We start from the raw sequence: 19,252 nt of genomic DNA on the forward strand, positions 1-19,252 counted from the left end.
CGGACCCCTGTGTCACAGTGTCGCTCCCACGCGAGAACGGACCAGGGTCATGACGAACAACTTCCACAACAGCCCGAACTACGGGACCATCAACATCCACCAGACGACCGTCGGATACGTGGTGCCGCAGCGCTCGTGGGCTCGTCGTCATCCGATCCTCGCCCTGATTCTCGGGTTCTTCGCGCTCGGGTTCATCGTGGAGTACTGGTGGCTCGCGCTGCTCGGCGCTGCTGTCTGGCTGGGCGTCCGGTCGTACCGGAAGCGCGAGGCGGGTCGCGAGCTCGCGCGGCAGGAGCAGATGCGTCTGATCGCCAGCGCGCACGCGCAGAACCAGGCGTTTCTGCAGGGCAACCACTTCGGCACGCACGGGCACTTCCCGGTGGACGGCCGCTACATCCACCCGCCGCAGGGATAACGCCCGCGGCCCGGTCGATCCTCGGCGGGCGTCGCCCCGAACCACAGGCATGACCTCTGCTCCGGACGCCGTTCCGTCGTGGACCTTCGCCTCGGACGACCTCATGACCCGCTACGTCGTGGTGACCGACGCACGGGTCGACATGACCGGGTGGTCGATCCACTACCACCACGTCGAGGGCCTGCCGGACTCGTCGCCGTTCGCGCCGGTGCCGGTTCGGGTCGACCCGCCCGACGACTTCGTGTTCGACGACGACGGTGACACCCAGCTGTGGGCCGCCACCATCGAGGCGGCGGCGCTGCTCGACAGCTTCGTCTCGCCGGAGGGTCGCATACTCGCGGTCGACCAGTGGGATGCGATGACGACGTGGCTGGTGGAGTCGATGCGCGACGAACCGGCGGGGCTCATCATCGACCTCGGGCCGAACACCGAGATCCCGGAGGACGAGGTCGACGACATCGAGCTGGTCAACGCGCAACTCCACGTCCTGGACGACGGCGTGGTGATGGTGCGACGCTCGCACCGCGTCCTGCGGCAACTACGGCTGGTCGACCATGCCGTGGATGGACTCGTGCTCGACCAGTGGCATCACGACGAGACGTTCGACGACTGCACCAACGGCTACCTCTTCACCCGCGACCACGTCCTCGCCGCCAGCGCGTGCGTCGCGTGGGTGCGGGATGCGGGAGGGGTGGAGGCGGCCAATCGGCTCGGGTGTTCGTTCGACTTTGCGGACGAGTTGCCACGCGGATGACCTGGACATCGCGCGGGAGCGGCGACACAATGCGAAGATGCCGAGCCAGCGGAACGAGGACGTCTACGGCGAGGTCCCCTCCGTACACAAAGAACGCGCCGCCTGGTCCGGCCAATCGTCAGGACAGCACCTGGTAGCCGTCGCGACACGTCGGACCGTCGCTGAGGTGATGGCACGGGTCAATCGGCGGTCCGGAGGATCTCTCGACCCTGCTGATGCGGCCGACTCAGTCAGAACCGACCGCAGCCGCCGTTGAACTGATCCCGACGAGGGCCCCTGTCGGCGACGAGGCGATCGTGCTTCACCAACGCCGTCACCCGGACTACGCCACGTGGCGTTTGTTCCACTTGCCGAGGCGCTGGAGGTCCCGTTATGGACCGCCGATGCGCGGTTGGCGGCGGCGCCGGGCGTCTCCTGCGCCGTCCTACTGGTGCGGTGACCCCTACTGCCTACGAGGCAGTAGATGCCGCGCCTAAGCGGAAGGACCTCGCAACCGCTCTCCCCGCCTCCACCAACCACCCCCGCGCATCGGCCATCGCCGCGTCCGACCCACCGGCCAGGTCGGTCAGCGACACCGACGGCACGTCGGACTCCACGTCCACCGCACCGGCCACCACGACGACGGGAACGCCTGCGTCCTCACACATCTGGACGACGTGCCCCACCAGCTTCCCGGTCAACGACGTCCGGTCGAACTTCCCCTCCCCCGTCACCACCAGGTCGGCGGACGGCACCTCCACGGCCAAGCCGGTCAGCTCGGACACCCGCTCCGCGCCGCCGGCGATGCGGGCGCCCAGCGCGACCAGTCCGAAGCCCGTTCCACCCGCCGCGCCGGTGCCCGGCAACGACGGATCGGCCGGCAATCCGGCGTCGTGCAGCAACCGCGCCCACCGCTCGAGCGCCTCGTCCATCACCGCGATGTCATGCGCCGACGCGCCCTTCTGCGGCCCGAACACCTGCGCCGCGCCGTCGGTGCCGAACAACACGGCACGCGTGTCGGTCAGCACCTCGACGTCCGACGGCACCCCGGCGAGTCCGGACACGTCCACCGACCGGGCGGCGACGAGTCCCGCCGCGCCCTCCGGCACGTCGGCGCCGTCGGCGTCCAGCACGCGAACTCCGAACGCCCGCAGCACCCCGAGCCCACCGTCCGTCGACGCCGAGCCCCCCAGCGCCACCGACACGCGGTCGCTCCCGCACGCCCGCAGCACCTCGCCGAGCCCGCGCGTTGTCGCCCCGAACGGATCCAGCTCCTCCATCAGCGCAATCCCCGACGATTCCGCCAGCTCCACCACCGCTCGACCGTCGGCCAGGGTCAGCCACCGCGCGTCGACGGGCCGCCCGTCGGGCCCGCACACGCTCGACGCCACCGACCACGACGAGTCCGGCGAACACGCCGCCAGCACGTCGAGCGTCCCTTCGCCCCCGTCGGCCTGGGGCATCGCGACCAGGTCGTCGTCGCCCCGCACCGAGGCCCACCCCTCCATCAATGCCGTTGCGGCGTCGACGGATCCGATGGTCCCCTTGAACGAGTCGGGGGCGAAGAGCACTCTCATCCGACCGGCGCCGGCAGCACCAGATCGCGGTACCGCTGCTTCATCGTCTCGATCACCTGGTCCCCGTCCGTTGCCCACACCGCCGCGTTGAAGATCTCGACCTCGACGTCACCGCGGTAGCCGGCGTCGTGCACCCAGCGGCCGATGGTGCCGAAATCGATCACTCCGTCGCCCATCATGCCGCGCGAGAGCAGCGGATCGGCCTCCATGGGCACCAGCCAGTCGCACACCTGGTACGAGCTGATCCGCCCGCGCTCCCCCGCCGTCCGGATGAGCGACTGCAGGTCCGGGTCCCACCACACGTGGAACGTGTCGACGACGACGCCCACCGCTTCCACCGGATGCGGCTCGGCCATCGCCAACGCCTGACCCAGTGTGGAGATCACCGCGCGATCGGCGGCGAACATCGGGTGCAGCGGCTCCAGCGCGATCCGCACACCCCGCTCCAGTGCGTACGGGACCAGCTGCGCCAGCCGGTCCTCGACCCGCGCCCGCGCTCCGATCAGATCGCGATCCGGGATCCCGCCCATCACCATGACCAGCTCCGGCGCACCCAGGGCGGCCGCCTCGTCGAGCGCGCAACGGTTCTCGTCGAGTCCGTCGTCGTCGATCGCGGTGAGGAACCCGCCGCGACACAGCGTCGAGACCCGCAGTCCCGCATCGCCGATGATTTTCGCCGCGCGCGAGAGGCCGACCTCCTCGACCCGATCACGCCACGGCCCGATCGCCCCCAGCCCGGCACGCGCCGCGCCGTCGACCGCTTCCTGCAGCGTCCACGCGTTGACCGTCTTCGTGTTCAGCGACAGCTGCTCGAACATCAGTGCGTCGTCCATTCACCCAGCTCCGTTCAGTTCCAGGTACAGCCCCATGCGGTGGGCCGCGAGGGCCGGATCCGCCAGCAGCCCGGCACGATCCGCCAGCACGAACAGGTGCGTCAGATGCTCGACGCTGCGTCCCGACGCCAGCCCGCCGACCATCGAGAACCCCGCCTGCTTCCCGTTCAGCCAGGACAGGAACGCGATGCCCGTCTTGTAGTAGTAGGTGGGCGCGGCAAAGATGTGGCGCCCCAGATCCTGCGTCGATCGCAGGATCTCCTCGGCCCGAGCGGCATTGCCGCGGTCCAACTCCTGCAGCGCCGTCGACGCCGCGGGGTAGATGCCCGCGAAGATACCGAGCAGCGCGTCGGAGTGGTGCTGTCCGTCGCCCATGATGAGCTCGGGATAGTTGAAGTCGTCGCCGGTGTAGAGCCGCACGCCCTCGGGAAGGGCTGCGCGCAGGGCGATCTCGTGCTGTGCGTCGAGCAGCGAGACCTTGACCCCGTCGACCTTCGCCGCGTGCGTCTCGATCAGGCCGCGGAACGTCGCCGTGGCGTCGTCGATCACCGGGCTACCCCAGTATCCCTCGAGAGTGGGGTCGAACATCGTTCCCAGCCAATGCAACACGACGGGCTGATCGACTTCGCTCAGCAACGTCCCGTAGACCGACAGGTAGTCGTCGGGTGACGACGCCACCCGGGCCAGTGCGCGCGACGCCATGATGATGACCTTGGCGCCCGATTCGCGGACCACCGCGATCTGCTCGCGGTAGGCGTCGAGGACGGCGGCGAGCCCGTCGCGTCCCGACGGCAGCGTGGCCAGATCGAGCTGGTCGGTGCCGGCGCCGCACGCCAGCAGCCCGCCGACGGTCGACGCCTCGGCGCCGGACCGTCGGATCAATTCGGCCGTCGCGGCCCAGTCGAGACCCATGCCGCGCTGGGCGGTGTCCATCGCGTCGGCGACACCCAGGCCGTAGGACCAGAGTTCGTGCCGATACGCGAGCGTGGCATCCCAATCGATGTCGGCCGGGGCGCCGGGGGTGTTGTCCCCGGTCGTGCGAGGGACGACGTGCGCCGCGGCGTAGGCGATGCGGGAGGTGATGGGAGACGACGGCCGGGTCCACGCACCCGGCTCACCGAGCTCGTAGCGGCCGTGCCCCGGCAGAGCCAGCGACACCCGCGAATCCACCGCGGTCACAGCGCGATCTCCGGCACGTCGAGGCGGCGACCCTCGGCGGAGCTGCGCAGGCCCAGCTCGGCCAACTGCACGCCGCGCGCGGCGGAGAGCAGCCCGTAGCGGTGCGGGCGCTCGGCGATGACGTCGCGCAAGAACTCCTCCCACTGCAGCTTGAAGCCGTTGTCGAGGTCCGCGTTCGCGGGCACCTCGAGCCACTGGTCACGGAACGGCTCGGTGACCGGCAGATCCGGGTTCCACACGGGCTTGGGGGTGTGCGAGCGGTGCTGCGCGACGCAGTTTCGCAGCCCGGCGACGGCGGAGCCGTGGGTGCCGTCGATCTGGAACTCGACCAGCTCGTCGCGGAACACGCGGACGGCCCAGGACGAGTTGATCTGCGCGACAACACCGTTCTCCATCTCGAAGATGCCGTAGGCGGCGTCGTCGGCGGTGGCGGTATATTCGCGGCCCTGCTCGTCCCAGCGAGTGGGGATGTGGGTGGTGGCCTTGGCCGTCACGGTCTCGACCTTGCCCAGGATGCCCTCGAGCACGTAGTTCCAGTGGCAGAACATGTCGACGACGATGCCGCCGCCGTCCTCGGCGCGGTAGTTCCAGCTGGGTCGCTGCGCGGGTTGGCCGTCGCCTTCGAAGACCCAGTAGCCGAACTCGCCGCGCAGGGACAGGATGCGGCCGAAGAAGCCCTCGTCGACCAGGCGCTTGAGCTTGACCAGGCCGGGGAGGTAGAGCTTGTCGTGCACCACGCCCGCGGTGACGCCGGCGTTCTGGCCGATGCGGGCGAGTTCGATGGCCTCGGTGAGCGTTTCGGCCGTCGGCTTCTCGGTGAAGATGTGCTTTCCGGCCTTCATCGCGGACGAGAGCGCCTCCGCGCGACGCGAGGTGACCTGCGCGTCGAAGTAGATGTCGATGGAGGCGTCGTCGATGACCGACTGCGCGTCCGTCGTGTACTCGGTGATGCCGTGCTGCGCGCACAGCTCCTGGAGCTTGGCCTCGTTGCGGCCGACGAGGACGGGCTCGACCTGCACGCGAGTGCCGTCGTCGAGCAGCAGGCCGCCGGCATCGCGGATCGGGAGGATGGAGCGGAGCAGGTGCTGGCGGTATCCCATGCGTCCGGTGACGCCGTTCATGGCGATGCGCAGGGTACGAGTGGGTGCGGGCATTCGAGGAGCCTGTCTGTGCGGGGGTGCGCTGGCGCTTGGAGTGCGAGGAGCCGTCGGCGCACGTGAGAATGAGGGGTGACGCTGCGGTCGGAAGTCCGCGCGTCGGTGAAGTCAGCTTCGGAATGCGCTTTCCACGCTATGCTGAGCGCAGCCGATCGGTCAAGGGGTCACCGATCACCGGCGCGATCAGGCGCACGATGCAACGAGGGGGTGGGACGGACATGGCAGCAGTGCGATTGCGCGACGTCGCAGCAGCGGCCGGGGTGTCGCAGGCGACGGCCTCGCGCGTGCTCAACGGCTCGTCCCGCATCCCCGGCGAAGGCGTGGCCGACCGCGTGCGCGCCGCCGCCGCGGACCTCGGCTACATCGCGAATGCGCAGGCCCAGGCGCTGGCGCGGTCCTCGACGGGCCTCATCGGCCTGGTGGTCCACGACGTCGCCGACCCCTACTTCTCCTCCATCGTCCGTGGCGTGCAGAACGAGGCGCGGGCCGCGCACAAACTGGTCCTGCTCGCCAGTACGGAGCGCGACTTCGAGATCGAGCGCCAGTCCGTCAGCACGTTCATCTCGCAGCGCGCCGACGCCATCATCCTGGCCGGATCGCGTCAGAGCGGGGACCTCGATCGCGCGCTGGAGAAGGAGTTCGCGGCGTACCGGGACAACGGCGGTCGCGTCGTCGTCATCGGTCAGCCGCTCCCCTTCGGCGCGGCCGTCGAGCCCGAGAACCATTCGGCCTCAGCCGCTCTCGCCGAGGCGCTCCACCAGCACGGACACCGTCGTTTCGCCGTGATCGGCGGGCCGGGCAACATCCGCACGTCGGCCGATCGTCGTAACGGCTTCGTCGAGGCGCTCTGCGCGCACGGCGTCACCCCGGAGATCGAGGTGGCCGGCGACTTCTCCCGTGACGGCGGGTACAGCGCGGCCCGTCGCCTCGCCGCGGCGCTCGAACTTTCCCCCGGCCACGGCACCCCGCCGTGCGTCTTCGCCGTCACCGACGTCATGGCCATCGGCGCCATCGCCGCCTGGCGCGAGCTGGGACTCGACGTCCCGGCCGACGTGTGCGTCGCGGGTTTCGACGACATCCCCACGCTGAGAGACCATTTCCCCAGCTTGACGACGGTAGCGCTCGATCTGGTCGACATCGGCGAGCGCGCGACCCAGCTCGCCCTCGACCCGTCGCCCGCAGCGATGAACGCCCACGACTACGCGCCGGGAACCGTCGTCTTGCGTCGCAGCAGCCAGCTCGACGGGTGATTGTCCGAATTCCTTGACACTGTGCGCGCAGTCACAGTAGCGTCGGCCTCAGCTTCGGAAAGCGCATTCCAGCGAGACCGGTCGGACTCGCTGCACTACTAGCTTTAGGACACACCTCATGACGGTTACCACGTCGTCGGTCGAGGTCCGGTCTGCAGCACCGTCAGCGCCCACACCCGCGCCGACGCGTCGTCGACGGTTTCCCTCGTTCCGCAACACCTGGTCCGGCCTCTGGCGCCCTCTCGCTCTCGTGGCCGTGCTCGTAGCCGCGTGGTGGGCGGTCACGTCCTCCGAACTCGTTGCGCCCTATATCCTTCCGTCCCCCGGTGACACCTGGTCCACGATGGTCGACAACGCGTCGTACCTCGCCGGACACACCTGGGTGACCACCTACGAGACCATCGCGGGCTTCCTCATCGCCTCGGTCATCGGTGTCGCCATCGCGGTGGTGATGATCTACTCGTCGTCGATCGAGAAGACGATGTACCCGCTGATCCTGTTCGCTCAGGTCATCCCGAAGATCGCCATCGCCCCGCTGTTCGTGGTCTGGCTCGGCTTCGGTGCCAGCCCCAAGATCCTGGTCGCCGTGCTCATGGCGTTCTTCCCCATTGCGATCGCCAGCATGGCCGGCCTGCGCTCGGTGGACCCCGAGATCCTCGAACTCACCTCCACCATGGGCGCCAGCAAGTGGAAGACGTTCATGAAGGTCCGCTTCCCGGCATCGTTGCCGCAGTTGATGTCCGGACTCAAGATCGCCGCCACGCTGGCGGTGACCGGTGCCGTCGTCGGCGAATTCGTCGGCGCCAACGAGGGACTCGGCTACGTCATCCTGCAGGCGAACGGCAACATCGACACCGCGATGCTCTTCGCCGCCCTCATCATCATGTCGCTCCTCGGCATCATCCTCTTCCTCGTCATCGAGATCGCCGAGAAGTTCCTCATCCCCTGGCACGCCTCTCGCCGCTCGACCGCCTCCGTCGGCGCCGTCTGAGCCACACCGAAGAACAAGGACACCCGAACATGAAGCTTCGCAACGCATTCGTGGCCGCCGCGGCCGCCTCCACCCTCGTCCTCGCCGGGTGCGGCGGCGGAGCGGGCGGAGGTGCCGAGAAGGCCCCCGGCGCCGACGGCGAGACCACCGCCACCTCGCTGATGCTCAACTGGTACCCCTACGGCGAGCACGCGCCGTTCTACTACGGCGTGCAGGAGGGGATCTTCGCCAAGCACGGCATCGACCTCACCATCAACGCGGGTCAGGGCTCGACCAAGACCGCGCAGGCCGCCGGGTCCAACCAGACCGACTTCGGCTGGGCCGACACCGCCGCCGTCATGTCGAACATCGACAAGGGCGTCAACGTCAAGAGCGTCGGCGTCTTCCTGCAGACCACGCCGTCGGCCGTCCAGGTTTACGCCGACGGTCCCATCCAGACCACCGCGGATCTTGCCGGCAAGACCATCGCCGTCTCCGCCGGGGACGCCCCCACCACGACGTTCCCGATCTTCCTCGAGCGGGCCGGCGTCCCGGAGAACGAGGTGCAGCAGCAGAGCCTCGACTCCGCGGGCAAGATCGCCGCGATGCTGTCCGGTCAGGTCGACGGCCTCATCGGCTTCGCGCACGATCAGGGCCCGAACATCGCCAACAAGTCCGGCCGCGAGATGCGCTACCTCCGCTACTCCGACGAGGGACTGAACTTCTTCAGCAACGGTCTGATCGCCAACACCTCCACCATCGAACGCTCCCCCGAACTGGTGCAGGCCATGGTCGATGCCACGCAGGAGTCGTTCGAGGCGGCCATCGCCAATCCCGAAGCGGCCGTGAAATCCATGGTGGGCAAGGACCCGCAGACCCCGCCGGAGTCGGTGCTGCTGCAGCAGTGGCAGGAGACCATCCCGCTGCTCACCACCGCCGCCACCGAGGGCCAGGCACCGGGCGTCAACGCCGACGAGGACTGGACCAACACCATCACCACCCTCAGCGAAGCCGGACTGACCGAGGTCGGCGCCGAGCCCACCAAGTACTGGGACTCCTCCTTCACCGCCGGCAAGGAATGAGCGAGAACATGAGCGCTATTACCCACGAGCGGCCCACCACGCTCACCGACACCGCCGTCTCCGTCGACGACCTCACCGTCCAGTTCTCTTCCAAGCGTGGCGACGTCACCGCCCTGTCGAACGTCGACCTCAAGGTGGCGCGGGGCGAATTCGTCTCCATCGCCGGCCCGTCCGGCTGCGGCAAGTCGACCCTGCTCAAGGTGGTCGCCGGCCTCACCGGCGCCTCCCGCGGGCAGGTGCAGCTGGCGGGCCAGCCGGTGAAGGGGCCGCAGCGCAACATCGGCTACGTCTTTCAGCGCGCCGCGCTGCTCGAATGGCGGACCGTGCGTAAGAACATCCTGCTCCAGGGCGAGATGCGCGGGATGAACAAGAAGGCCGCCGCCGAGAAGGCCGACCAGCTCATCGAGATGACCGGCCTGACCGGCTTCGAGAACGCCCTCCCCCACGAGCTCTCCGGCGGCATGCAGCAGCGCGTCTCCCTGTGCCGCGCGCTGCTGCACGAACCCGAAGTGCTCCTGATGGACGAGCCTTTCGGCGCACTCGACGCCCTCACCCGCGAGAAAATGAACGTCGAACTGCACCGCATCTGGCGGGAGACCGGCACCACGGTCATGCTGGTCACCCACTCCGTCGCCGAGGCGGTCTACCTCGCCAACCGGGTGGTTGTCATGAGCCCGCGGCCCGGGCGGATCGTCGACATCCTCGACGTGGATCTGCCGGCGCACCGGGAGTACAGCGCGACGATGGAGCGGCCCGAGTTCATCTCCGTCGCCAACACCGTGCGCGACCTGCTTGGGGCGACGACGAGCGCGGACTGAAAATCGGGTAGGGAGCCCCACGACCGGTGGTCGTGGGGCTTTCTGCTGTTGCGGGCCGTTCTCGGCTGTCCGGTCCGCCGTAAGGTCGGGGCATGGCAGTGCGCGCTGGTGTCGTGGTCACGGGTAGTGAAGTTCTGGCCGGGCGGGTCACCGACCGCAACGGGCCGTGGGTGGCCCAGCAGCTCCTGAGGATGGGCGTCGACGTCGCTCATCTGACGGTCTGCGGCGATCGGCCGGCCGATCTGACGGCCCAGATCCAGTTCCTGGCCGACCAGGACGTGGACCTGATCATCACCACTGGCGGTCTCGGCCCGACTGCGGACGACCTCACCGTCGAGACTGTCGCCGCACTGTACGGACGCGAGTTGCATCTCGACGTCGAACTCGAAAGCCGCATCACGGCGATCGTCGAACGCTGGCGCAGTCGGCTCGGGAGCGTCGCGGACTCCGAGCCACTACGCGCGGGGGTACGGAAGCAGGCGATGGTTCCCGCCGGAGCGCAGTCGATCTCGCCGACGGGCACGGCACCGGGCGTGGCGATGGCAGACGACTCGGGGACGCTCCCCGCGGTCCTCATTCTGCCGGGACCGCCCTCCGAACTGCAGGCGATGTGGCCCGAAGCGATCGACAGCGCACCCGTCGCCGCCGTGCTGGCGCGCCGAGAATCCGTGATCGAAGCCACCATTCGGGCCTACGGACTGTCGGAGGCCGACCTCGCCGCGACCCTGCGCACCGCAGAGAGTTCGATTGCCGGATTCGGCACCCTGGCGATCACCACGTGCTTGTCGCGCGGTGAACTCGAGATGGTCACCCGATACGAGGAGTCCGCCGCCTCCGCGTACTCCGAGGTGTTCGCGCTCATCGAGAAGCACCACGGCGCGCAGATCTTCTCGACCGACGGATCCACCATCGACGACATCGTGGCAACCCGAGCCGGTGGCCGCCGCATCGCGACAGCGGAATCGTGCACTGGCGGCATGATCGCCGCGCGGCTCACCGATCGGGCCGGCTCGTCGGCGTACGTGGTGGGCGGCGTCGTGTCCTACGCGAACGAGGTGAAGATCGGTTCACTCGACGTCCCCGCCGCCATGATCGACGAGCACGGCGCCGTCAGCGAACCCGTGGCCGCCCGCATGGCCGAAGGAGCACTCCACCGCGTCGGTGCCGATGTCGCCGTCTCGACCAGTGGCGTCGCGGGACCGGGCGGCGGCACGGAGAGCAAGCCCGTCGGCACGGTGTGCTTCGGCATCGCCGTTTCCGGCAGACCGACCGTCACACGAACGCTGCGGCTACCCGGTGACCGCGCGAGTGTCCGGGCGCTCTCGGTCACCGTCGCCATGCACATGCTCGCGGACGCCCTGGGCGACGCCTGAACGTCATCGAACCCCGCACATCCGAGCGGCCAGTGCACCTTTCGCGATCTCCACCCAGCAGTGGATGCACGACCGTTTCCACGCCTGTCGGTCGTGACGACGGCTCGCGTCAGCCCATGTGAACCGGAGTGTCCCCCGCTGGCAGGTCCGTCTTGCGAGCACGGACCAACACCAGCACGATCGGTGAAATCAGGACGACCATGATCGCCGCAGCCGCGAACGCATGCGCGTACCCGGAGACCTCTGCGGAGAACATGTAGTCGATCGTCGAGGTGACGAAGTTGCGGATCGGTTCCGGCAAGGCCGCGAGCTCGGAGTCGGACGGCACCGTCTGCGAGGCCAGGGCCTCCGGAGGCACTCCGGCGGGCGGCACGGGGGCGGTGTTCGACGACAGGTACGACGATTTGGCGGACGTGTAGATCGTCGTGAAGACGGCGGTTCCCAGGGCGCCACCGATCTGCAAGGCCGCGTTGACCAGCGCGCTGGCAGCGCCGGCGTCGTGATCGGCGACGCCGATGAGCGCGACGTTCTGCATCGGCACCATGAGCAGACCCAGCCCGAGCCCGAGGAGCACCACTCCGGGAAGCACGTGCGTCCAGTAGGAGGTGTCCACGCCGATCTGGGTGAGCAGGAGCAGACCGATAGCCGAGACAACGGGTCCGGCGGCCATCAACGGCTTCGGTCCCACCCGGGGCATCAGCGCCGACGCCGCGGCAGCGGTCATCATGATGCCGCCGGTCATGGGGAGCGACGCGACACCCGCGATGACGGGGCTGAATCCGAGGACGATCTGGAAGTAGAAGGTGAGATAAAGGGTTCCGCCGAGGAGCGCGGCACCCACGATCGCCGATCCGAGGTAAGCCGACCCACGGTCACGATCGAGCAGGACACCGAGCGGGAGAAGCGGATTGGGTGAGCGCGACTCGACCACGACGAAGGCGGCGAGCAGAACGATGCCCAGCGCAATGAAGCCGAGGGTCGAGAGGTTGGACCACCCGTCCTCCGCCTCGGTGAAGCCGTAGACCAGTGAACCGAGCCCGAGAGCGACCAGAATCGCACCGGGAACGTCGTACCGCGTGTCGCCCTCTGCCTTGCTCTCCTTCACCAGCGGGATGGCGGCTGCTGCGGCGATGATCGCGACGGGGACGTTGACCAGCAGGCACCACCGCCAGTTGGCGTACTCGGTGAGCACGCCGCCGAGCAGCAGGCCCACGGCCGCGCCGCCGCCGGCGATGGCACCGAAGACGCCGAACGCCTTGGCGCGCTCCTTCTCGTCCGTGAACGTGGTGGTCAGAATCGCCAGTGCAGCGGGGGCAAGGAGGGCGGCGAACACGCCCTGGCCGGCGCGGGCGGCGAAGAGCTGGTAGCCCTCCTGCGCGAGTCCGCCGATGGCCGAGGCGATCGCGAATCCCGCCATGCCGACCAGGAAGGAACGCTTTCGACCCCAGTAGTCGGCGATGCGGCCGCCGAGCAGAAGCAACGCACCGAAGGCCAGCGCGTAGGCCGTGATGACCCACGCGCGACCGCTGTCGCTGATGCCCAGGTCTTCCTGCGCCTGCGGCAGGGCGATGTTGACGATGGTTGCGTCCAGCACGATCGTCAGCTGCGTGATGGCGACGATGCACAGCACCAGCCAGCGGCGCTCGTAGTTCGGATTGGCATCGTTCTTCTGGGAAGACACGATGTCGGGATTGGTGGTCACGGGCGTGCCTCGGTCCTGAGAAAAAGTCTGGTGGGGGACGTCTGATCGACGAGCCGAAAATGTAGCGTCGCGGACCGACAACGGTCAAACTAACTAGTTGGTTGGCGTACGATTCGGGCTGTGAAGTCGGACACGACACCTTCGCCCGCCGCCTCTGCCACCCGCGAGCGCATCCTGATCGCCGCACGCCGAGAGTTCGCCGAGCACGGTCTCGCCGGCGCGCGCGTCGACCGGATCGCACTGGCGTCACGCTCCAGCAAGGAGCGCCTGTACGCGTACTACGGCGACAAAGAACGGCTGTTCGGCGCTGCACTCGATCATGGTTTCCGGGGGTTCGTCGAGGCCGTGGAGTTCACACCACGCGACCTGCCCGGCTACGCGATGAACGCCTTCACCCGTCTCGCGAGCGAGAAGGACGAGCACAGGATGCTGCTCTGGGCGCAGTTGCAAGGCCATTCCCCCGCAACCGAGCACTCCGAGGTGATGCAGGAGCGTGTCCGCGCGGTCGAGCAGGCACAACGCGACGGGTTCATCGAGGCCCACTGGCGTGCAGCAGATCTGATAACAGTGATTTTCGGGGTGTTGTTCAGTTGGTTCACTACACCGGATCTCGGTCAGCCATCCCATCGGCCATGGGACGATGCCGAGATTGCGCGGCGTCGCCGCGTAGTCGGCGAGGCGGTCCGGAGAGTGGTGGAGCCGCGGGTAGAGCAGTGACCAGCCATCGCCGACCAGAAGCGCCGTGAAGTCCATGGTGGGAAAGGAGCGGCAGACCCCGCCGGAGTTGGTGCTGCTCCAGCAATGGCAGGAAACCATCCCGCTGCTCGGCAGCGCCGACACAGAGGGCAAGGCAACGGGCGCCCGCGCTGCCGTCCGCAAAAACATACTCCTGTAGGGCGAGATGCGCGGACGAACCAGAAGACCGCCGCCGACAAGGCCGACCAGCTCACCGATATGACCGGCCTCACCGGCTTCGAGAACGCCCTCCCCCACGAGCTCTCCGGCGGCATGCAGCAACGCGCCTCCCTGTGCCGGGCACTGCTGCACGAACCCGAGGTGCTGCTGATGGACGAGCCCTCCTGCGCCCTCACCCGCGACGAGATGAGCGTCGAGCCCCACCGCATCTGGCGGGCGACATGCACGCCGGTAATGCTGGTCACCCACTCGGTCGCCGGGGCGGCTTACTTCGCCAATCGTGTGGTGGTCATGACCCCGCGGCCGGGTCGGATCGTCGACGTCCTCAACGAGGATCTGCTGGCCCACCGGAAGTAGAACGCGAGGACGGAGGGCCGGAATCACCTCCGTCGCAACACCGCGCGCGATATGCCCGAGCGACGACGAGTGCTGACTGAAGTTCGGGTCGAAAACCCCACGTGCATCGGTCGTGGGGCTTCCTGCTGACCGCTGCCTTCGAGCGTGTCGGCGGCACAATCCGTTGCCAAGCCAACGCAAAGGGGTCGATCCCCTCTCGAGAAGTCACCTCGAACCCGCAACATCGTCTCCGCAGCTGTGGCAGCATCAGCCGAACCACCAGCACAGGAGCAAAAGTGCCCATCTTTGATCTGAACGGCGGCGGGTTGATTCCCATCCGACGCGAGCAAGTCGGGGCGTACGAGAAGGAAATCGAAGACCTGCTATGGAACAATCTAGAAGAGATCACTGGCGATAATCTGTTCCGCGTTGCACGCCAACCAATACTCCCCAATAAGAACCGTCCGGACGTAATCGCCCTCGACGCGACCGGACGTATTGTTGTGATTGAAGTGAAACGTTCCGTGGCCCGTGAGCAGCTCGCTCAGGCGCTCGAGTACGCAGGTTGGGCCCGCAACAGCAATCTCGATGAATTGGCGGGAATGTACCACGGCGGCCCCAATCTTTTCTGGGACGACTGGAACGAATTCGTCGATAGCGACACTATCGTAAGGGTCAATCCAGACGCACGCGTATTACTGGTCGCACGGGGCTTCGATGACCGAACCCTGGAGGCGATGTCTTTCCTTTCCTACCATGACGTGCCGATCAATGTCATCAAGGTTGCGTTCTACGTCGACGACTCGTCGCGACGTTTCCTGAACGTCGAGCACGAGGATGAACTCGAGGTTCCCCACCTCAGTGCACCGATTCCTGGGTCCAGTGATGCACCGAGTGCGACGAATGGCGATCTCGACTTCCGTGAAGTCTCCTTGACACAGGTGGTCGATTGGCTGGGCGGCCCGGTTCCACTGATCTGGGAGCGACCGAGGAAAGGAACCCGATACACCGCAACACTGGATGCCGATGGGTTCATCACTCTGCCCGATGGCCGCATGTTCTACAGTCCGTCCGGTGCCGCTATGGCCGCAGCCGACGTCGTTTCCTACGACGGCTGGTACGCCTGGAGAACCCAAGATGGGAAATCTCTGAACCAGATCCGGCACATCATCGCCGATGCTGCATCGAGCAGCTGATAGAAAATGGATGGACGTATTGTCGAGACATCGGGGTGCCAGCCGGTGCCTTGGTCACGGACAACGAGGTTCTGGCCGGTCGGTTCAACCACCGCAACGGACCCCGGCTGGCGCGCCAGCTCCTGGCGATGGGTATCGACGTGGGCAACCTTTCCGTGTATGTGCAGACCGACCCTCGGACTTAGTCGCGCAGATCCGCTTCTTTGCTGATCAAGGTGACGACCTCATTGTCACGACCGGCGGCGTCGGTCCCGCCGCGGACAACCCCACCGTTAGGACTAGTGCGGGGTCTATGGCCGCGAGCTGCACCTCGACGGGAAGCACGAGAACCGCACCACGGCGATCGTCCAGCGGTGGCGTAGTCGGCTTGACTCGGTGGAGGACTCGGAGCCGCTCCGCCGTGTTTAGTCAAGCAGGCCGTGATTCCCTATAGGGCGAACTTCATTTCGCCGGCCGGCACCGCTCCGGGCGTGGCGTTGGAGCGATCGGACGGGCTGCCAGCCGTTCTGAATCTGCCCGGACCGTCCTCCGAGCAACAGAGCATGTGGTCCGCGGCAATCAACAGCCCGCCTGTGGCAGCTGTTCTGGCCTACGCGGCCGACGTCCGCGGGAGCACAATCCGCGCTTGCGGGCTGTCCGAGGCCGATTTGACTAAGACCCCTGCGAACTGCCGATCGATCCGTCGACGGGTTCGACTACCTCGATATTGTGCCTCGCCTGCGGAACGGCGAGCTGCAAGTGGTAACGAGTCACAAGGAATCAGCTTCGTCGGCCTATGCCGGAGTGCTAGCACCGTTCAAGAGAACCGCCGAGCACATTTTCCTCACTGACGGTTTGACCATCGACGACACCGTGTCCGTGCCGAACGGCTCGCCGGCCGTCGGAACGCCACGGCGCAATCTTGCACCGGGGCTGATAGCCGCCCGCCTGACCGATAGGGCGGGCGCGTCTGCGTACGTAGTCGGCAGCGTGATGACCTCGAGAACAAAGTAGAGGTCAGCTCACTCGACGTCCCCGCGGTGACGACCGACGAGCATGGCGCAGTCAGCAATCCTGCGGCTTAGCGCATGGCCGAAGAAGCACTCCACCGCGATTTGAGGTGCCTAGAGAGGGTCTGGTGCAGGTCACCCCGAGCATCTGCAGCCGTCGAAGATGGCTTATCTGCCCCGAACTAGTGTCGTACATCGTCTACAGCCGTGATCCGTACTCGCGCAGATTGGATATCGCGCGGCCGGTGCTAAACCGAGATTTTCAACGCCATACCGCATTCGGCCCCGCGCGGTCGGAAAGGGTTCATGTTGTCGGGGGCATCGTCGCTCCCCAGAAGGTAGCGAACCTGCGCTTGGGATCTTTGTGATTATGTACGTCACGGCAAGACGCCAGTCAAGGTCGACGGATTACACGAGTTGTATTATCCCCCGCACCCACTGCCGCCAATCGAGCCTAGCTCGGTCCTCCAGGACCATCCGATAGAACGCCTCGCGTTGAACCATGTTGTTGGGATCAAACAAGTTGGCATCCCTCAACAGCTTGCCCCACGATCGCACGATAGCTTCCACTACGTTCTCGGTGTGCTCGTAACAGCGACACTTGGTATCGTCATGAAAGACATCGGCCCCGGATAGCGCCGCATGAACGGCGATTGCTTGTTCGTCGTCCAATGACTGATCGACCGAACGCATCTGGTGGTTCACTTCCGCTTGGAAAAATGTCCTCGATTTCAGACGCACCGAGACCGGCACTGTTCGTAGGGCTTCTGCAACCTCCCACAGCGTCACGGGCGTCACGAATTGCGGCCCCAACGCCTCGCACATCTGCGCGTATCCCGGAATTTCTAAAGCCTTTGTCACCGCGCGTACGACTTCCGCAGTCACCTCTCCGGTTAACGCTACGGCAACTTTCGCCGGATCCACCGGCTCCGGATACCGTTTGTTCCGGACACGGTGGGCCGCCCATGTTCGCATCAATCCGTTCAGCTCGAAATCTGAAAGCGCCTCAAACTCCGGATTCGGCAAGAGCACCATGTTTTCGTCACCGCGTCCGCACAGCACGAGACCGGCGGACAAGATGTGGTGGGCTGCGTGACGGGCTTGGGGTTCATGCATACCGCCGGCGCGGAGATGGTCGACAAGTTCTTTCGCCGCGACAGTCGTCATCGCCCGCGCCCGTACCAGGCTCCAGTACGTCCTAATGGCCGTCACGACACGACCTTCGCCGCCGGTACCCAATCCTGACTCGATCGGCACTGCAATCCATCTGCGTAGCTCGCGGACCGACTCGTCTACGAGCGCAACTTCCGGAGCACACGCACTGTCGTCGTCTCCGACGCGAGGAGCTGTTCCAGCGTCGCTGGCAAATATTCCACGTTCGGTGGCGTGGACTGTCACGATGTCCGGATACCGGCGCATGAAATCGGTGAAGTTCTGAAACCCGAGAGACTTCTCGTTGAACGACGGATCGAGCCGCTTGATGAAGTTCTTCAACCCGCCGGCACCAACCATGTCGGTGGTAGATTGTTCGACAAGCACTTTCAAAGCCCTGCGCAGCACCTCGTCGGGCTGAAGTCGCGCCTCCGCATCGACCGACGGGGCAGAATCATCCAAGGTGACAGAAGCTATCCCAGGCAGCGAAGAATAATAGCGGAACTCGTCGCACGCCTGCACCAAATACCTGTGGACGGACCCTCCCGCCCCGACTCCGACCACGCTCTTGCCGAACCGTCTGCACCGATGCGCAAGCGAAACATAGTCCGAGTCGCCGGCCACGATCACGACGTGCGAAATGTGCTGGTGCCGAGCGAGGTCGTCTATCACATCGATGGCTAATCGAATATCGGCTCCGTTCTTGCTCTCACGCATCGGGAAAAGCTGCGCCAAGTCAATCGAAGCCATCAACAAGTCCTCGGCATAACTGCGACACAAACTGTCGGCCCAATTGCCGTAGGCCCGCGAAATGGTCGTGGTGCCGAACGATGACGCATACTCGAGAACCGACGCAATGTCCAGCCGAGCTGCGGCGAGCTTTTCCCGTATCTGCGGCGACGCGTTCGAGCGGCCCGGCTTGTCCTCCTTGAAGGAATTTCGGCCATGCAGTTCGTCGTACCGAGACATCATGATGTTGTCGAAGTCGATATACACAGCTACGTGGTTGTCGACCGGCAGATCCACCATTGTCCTCATTTCTTTTTTGGGACTTTTCGAGCATATGGATGCGTTGTAGTCAGCAAAAACCCACGGGCTTGAGTTCCGCGAATCAGGCCGGGCCGCAACCGCACGACACAACACATCTCCTCACGCGGGTGCGCGAGAAGCCGACCGGTCCGGCACACTGTAGTCAGGATGGGTAGTCGCGGTTGCCCTGATCGCGTGATTCATACGTTCGAGGGACACTAGCTATCGCGCGGGCTGGGACGTCGCCCTCAGCGCGGTGATTTTTGTGCTATCTGGTAGCGCCGCGAATCAGACGGGCAGCACGATGAGCCGGGTTATCCGGTGAAACGACGCCCGTGGCTGGACACCGTACTGCGGTTGCGACGAGCGACGGGCTCACCACGGCAGATTGAAGGCGGGGTGTTGCCGTCGCCGAAATTCAGGTTATGGCCTCGGCAGGGAACAATTCGCTCAGCCGGTACGGCGTGGAGGACACCGGCATCTTGAAAAGCCGGAGGAACTGCGCGATCGGCAGAGGAGCTTCGTACGAATGACGGGGACCCGTCC

General features: G+C 66.3%; 17 protein-coding genes. 11 read left to right on the forward strand and 6 right to left on the reverse strand.

Annotated elements, in window-relative coordinates:
- Nucleotides 1-49: 49 nt before the first annotated feature.
- The gene (locus RC2_RS17495) at nt 50-415 is read left to right on the forward strand and encodes a hypothetical protein (RefSeq protein ID WP_068153065.1); all 366 of its coding nucleotides are present in this window, start codon (nt 50-52) and stop codon (nt 413-415) included.
- Between the two features lie 49 nt (nt 416-464).
- The gene (locus RC2_RS19415; protein ID WP_346243066.1) at nt 465-1,169 is read left to right on the forward strand and encodes a hypothetical protein; all 705 of its coding nucleotides are present in this window, start codon (nt 465-467) and stop codon (nt 1,167-1,169) included.
- Nucleotides 1,170-1,618: 449 nt separating this feature from the next.
- Here RC2_RS19415 and RC2_RS17505 read toward each other — a convergent pair whose 3' ends face one another.
- Genes RC2_RS17505 through RC2_RS17520 form a run of 4 tightly spaced genes read right to left on the reverse strand, consistent with a single transcriptional unit; the run spans nt 1,619 to nt 5,891 of the window.
- The gene (locus RC2_RS17505) at nt 1,619-2,725 is read right to left on the reverse strand and encodes a glycerate kinase family protein (protein ID WP_068153062.1); all 1,107 of its coding nucleotides are present in this window, start codon (nt 2,723-2,725) and stop codon (nt 1,619-1,621) included.
- Nucleotides 2,722-3,558: a sugar phosphate isomerase/epimerase family protein gene (locus RC2_RS17510; RefSeq protein WP_068153060.1), complete on the reverse strand. Its 837-nt coding sequence runs from the start codon at nt 3,556-3,558 to the stop codon at nt 2,722-2,724. The genes RC2_RS17505 and RC2_RS17510 overlap by 4 nt, the downstream gene beginning before the upstream one ends.
- Nucleotides 3,559-4,737 carry a dihydrodipicolinate synthase family protein gene (locus tag RC2_RS17515; protein ID WP_082895764.1) on the reverse strand — a complete coding sequence of 393 codons (1,179 nt, stop codon included), beginning with the start codon at nt 4,735-4,737 and terminating at the stop codon, nt 3,559-3,561.
- Nucleotides 4,734-5,891 carry a Gfo/Idh/MocA family protein gene (locus RC2_RS17520; protein ID WP_068153056.1) on the reverse strand — a complete coding sequence of 386 codons (1,158 nt, stop codon included), beginning with the start codon at nt 5,889-5,891 and terminating at the stop codon, nt 4,734-4,736. The genes RC2_RS17515 and RC2_RS17520 overlap by 4 nt, the downstream gene beginning before the upstream one ends.
- A 221-nt stretch (nt 5,892-6,112) precedes the next feature.
- On the opposite strand from RC2_RS17520, the gene RC2_RS17525 reads away from it, so the two are divergent.
- The 5 genes from RC2_RS17525 (at nt 6,113) to RC2_RS17545 (ending at nt 11,387) form a co-directional block, all read left to right on the forward strand.
- Complete coding sequence (locus RC2_RS17525) at nt 6,113-7,144, forward strand: LacI family DNA-binding transcriptional regulator (protein ID WP_068153053.1); 1,032 nt, start codon at nt 6,113-6,115, stop codon at nt 7,142-7,144.
- A gap of 250 nt (nt 7,145-7,394) precedes the next feature.
- On the forward strand, nt 7,395-8,135 hold the full coding sequence (locus RC2_RS17530; protein WP_245811175.1) for an ABC transporter permease: 741 nt from the start codon (nt 7,395-7,397) through the stop codon (nt 8,133-8,135).
- Between the two features lie 29 nt (nt 8,136-8,164).
- A complete protein-coding gene (locus RC2_RS17535; RefSeq protein ID WP_072681705.1) occupies nt 8,165-9,196 on the forward strand; it encodes an ABC transporter substrate-binding protein in 1,032 nt (343 codons plus the stop codon).
- 8 nt (nt 9,197-9,204) lie between these two features.
- Nucleotides 9,205-10,014 (forward strand): ABC transporter ATP-binding protein, encoded by an 810-nt coding sequence (locus tag RC2_RS17540; protein ID WP_068153067.1) that lies wholly within the window; start codon nt 9,205-9,207, stop codon nt 10,012-10,014.
- A 92-nt stretch (nt 10,015-10,106) separates the two neighbouring features.
- Nucleotides 10,107-11,387, forward strand: coding sequence for a competence/damage-inducible protein A (locus tag RC2_RS17545; RefSeq protein ID WP_068153047.1), 1,281 nt, complete (start codon nt 10,107-10,109; stop codon nt 11,385-11,387).
- A gap of 109 nt (nt 11,388-11,496) precedes the next feature.
- Here RC2_RS17545 and RC2_RS17550 read toward each other — a convergent pair whose 3' ends face one another.
- Complete coding sequence (locus tag RC2_RS17550; protein WP_068153043.1) at nt 11,497-13,089, reverse strand: MFS transporter; 1,593 nt, start codon at nt 13,087-13,089, stop codon at nt 11,497-11,499.
- 120 nt (nt 13,090-13,209) lie between these two features.
- Here RC2_RS17550 and RC2_RS17555 point away from each other — a divergent pair, with 120 nt between their 5' ends.
- The 4 genes from RC2_RS17555 (at nt 13,210) to RC2_RS18770 (ending at nt 15,536) form a co-directional block, all read left to right on the forward strand.
- Nucleotides 13,210-13,806, forward strand: coding sequence for a TetR family transcriptional regulator (locus RC2_RS17555; RefSeq protein ID WP_068153039.1), 597 nt, complete (start codon nt 13,210-13,212; stop codon nt 13,804-13,806).
- Nucleotides 13,807-13,831: 25 nt separating this feature from the next.
- Entirely contained in the window at nt 13,832-13,984 is a 153-nt protein-coding gene (locus tag RC2_RS19080) for a hypothetical protein (RefSeq protein WP_245811180.1), read from the forward strand.
- Between the two features lie 59 nt (nt 13,985-14,043).
- Nucleotides 14,044-14,361, forward strand: coding sequence for an ATP-binding cassette domain-containing protein (locus RC2_RS19085; protein WP_211266833.1), 318 nt, complete (start codon nt 14,044-14,046; stop codon nt 14,359-14,361).
- 101 nt (nt 14,362-14,462) lie between these two features.
- The gene (locus tag RC2_RS18770) at nt 14,463-15,536 is read left to right on the forward strand and encodes a restriction system modified-DNA reader domain-containing protein (RefSeq protein ID WP_139277454.1); all 1,074 of its coding nucleotides are present in this window, start codon (nt 14,463-14,465) and stop codon (nt 15,534-15,536) included.
- Between the two features lie 1,397 nt (nt 15,537-16,933).
- Here the strand turns inward: RC2_RS18770 and RC2_RS17575 are convergent.
- Nucleotides 16,934-18,706, reverse strand: coding sequence for an NYN domain-containing protein (locus tag RC2_RS17575; protein WP_169818421.1), 1,773 nt, complete (start codon nt 18,704-18,706; stop codon nt 16,934-16,936).
- Nucleotides 18,707-19,252: the final 546 nt, after the last annotated feature.

Source organism: Rhodococcoides corynebacterioides NBRC 14404 (genome assembly GCF_001894765.1).
GTDB lineage: Bacteria > Actinomycetota > Actinomycetes > Mycobacteriales > Mycobacteriaceae > Rhodococcoides > Rhodococcoides corynebacterioides.

Coding starts and splice junctions, on each gene's coding strand:
- RC2_RS17495 (WP_068153065.1), top strand. CDS start 50: ATGACGAACAACTTCCACAACAGCCCGAACTACGGGACCATCAACATC.
- RC2_RS19415 (WP_346243066.1), top strand. CDS start 465: ATGACCTCTGCTCCGGACGCCGTTCCGTCGTGGACCTTCGCCTCGGAC.
- RC2_RS17505 (WP_068153062.1), bottom strand. CDS start 2,725: ATGAGAGTGCTCTTCGCCCCCGACTCGTTCAAGGGGACCATCGGATCC.
- RC2_RS17510 (WP_068153060.1), bottom strand. CDS start 3,558: ATGGACGACGCACTGATGTTCGAGCAGCTGTCGCTGAACACGAAGACG.
- RC2_RS17520 (WP_068153056.1), bottom strand. CDS start 5,891: ATGCCCGCACCCACTCGTACCCTGCGCATCGCCATGAACGGCGTCACC.
- RC2_RS17525 (WP_068153053.1), top strand. CDS start 6,113: ATGGCAGCAGTGCGATTGCGCGACGTCGCAGCAGCGGCCGGGGTGTCG.
- RC2_RS17535 (WP_072681705.1), top strand. CDS start 8,165: ATGAAGCTTCGCAACGCATTCGTGGCCGCCGCGGCCGCCTCCACCCTC.
- RC2_RS17540 (WP_068153067.1), top strand. CDS start 9,205: ATGAGCGCTATTACCCACGAGCGGCCCACCACGCTCACCGACACCGCC.
- RC2_RS17545 (WP_068153047.1), top strand. CDS start 10,107: ATGGCAGTGCGCGCTGGTGTCGTGGTCACGGGTAGTGAAGTTCTGGCC.
- RC2_RS19085 (WP_211266833.1), top strand. CDS start 14,044: ATGACCGGCCTCACCGGCTTCGAGAACGCCCTCCCCCACGAGCTCTCC.
- RC2_RS17575 (WP_169818421.1), bottom strand. CDS start 18,706: ATGGTGGATCTGCCGGTCGACAACCACGTAGCTGTGTATATCGACTTC.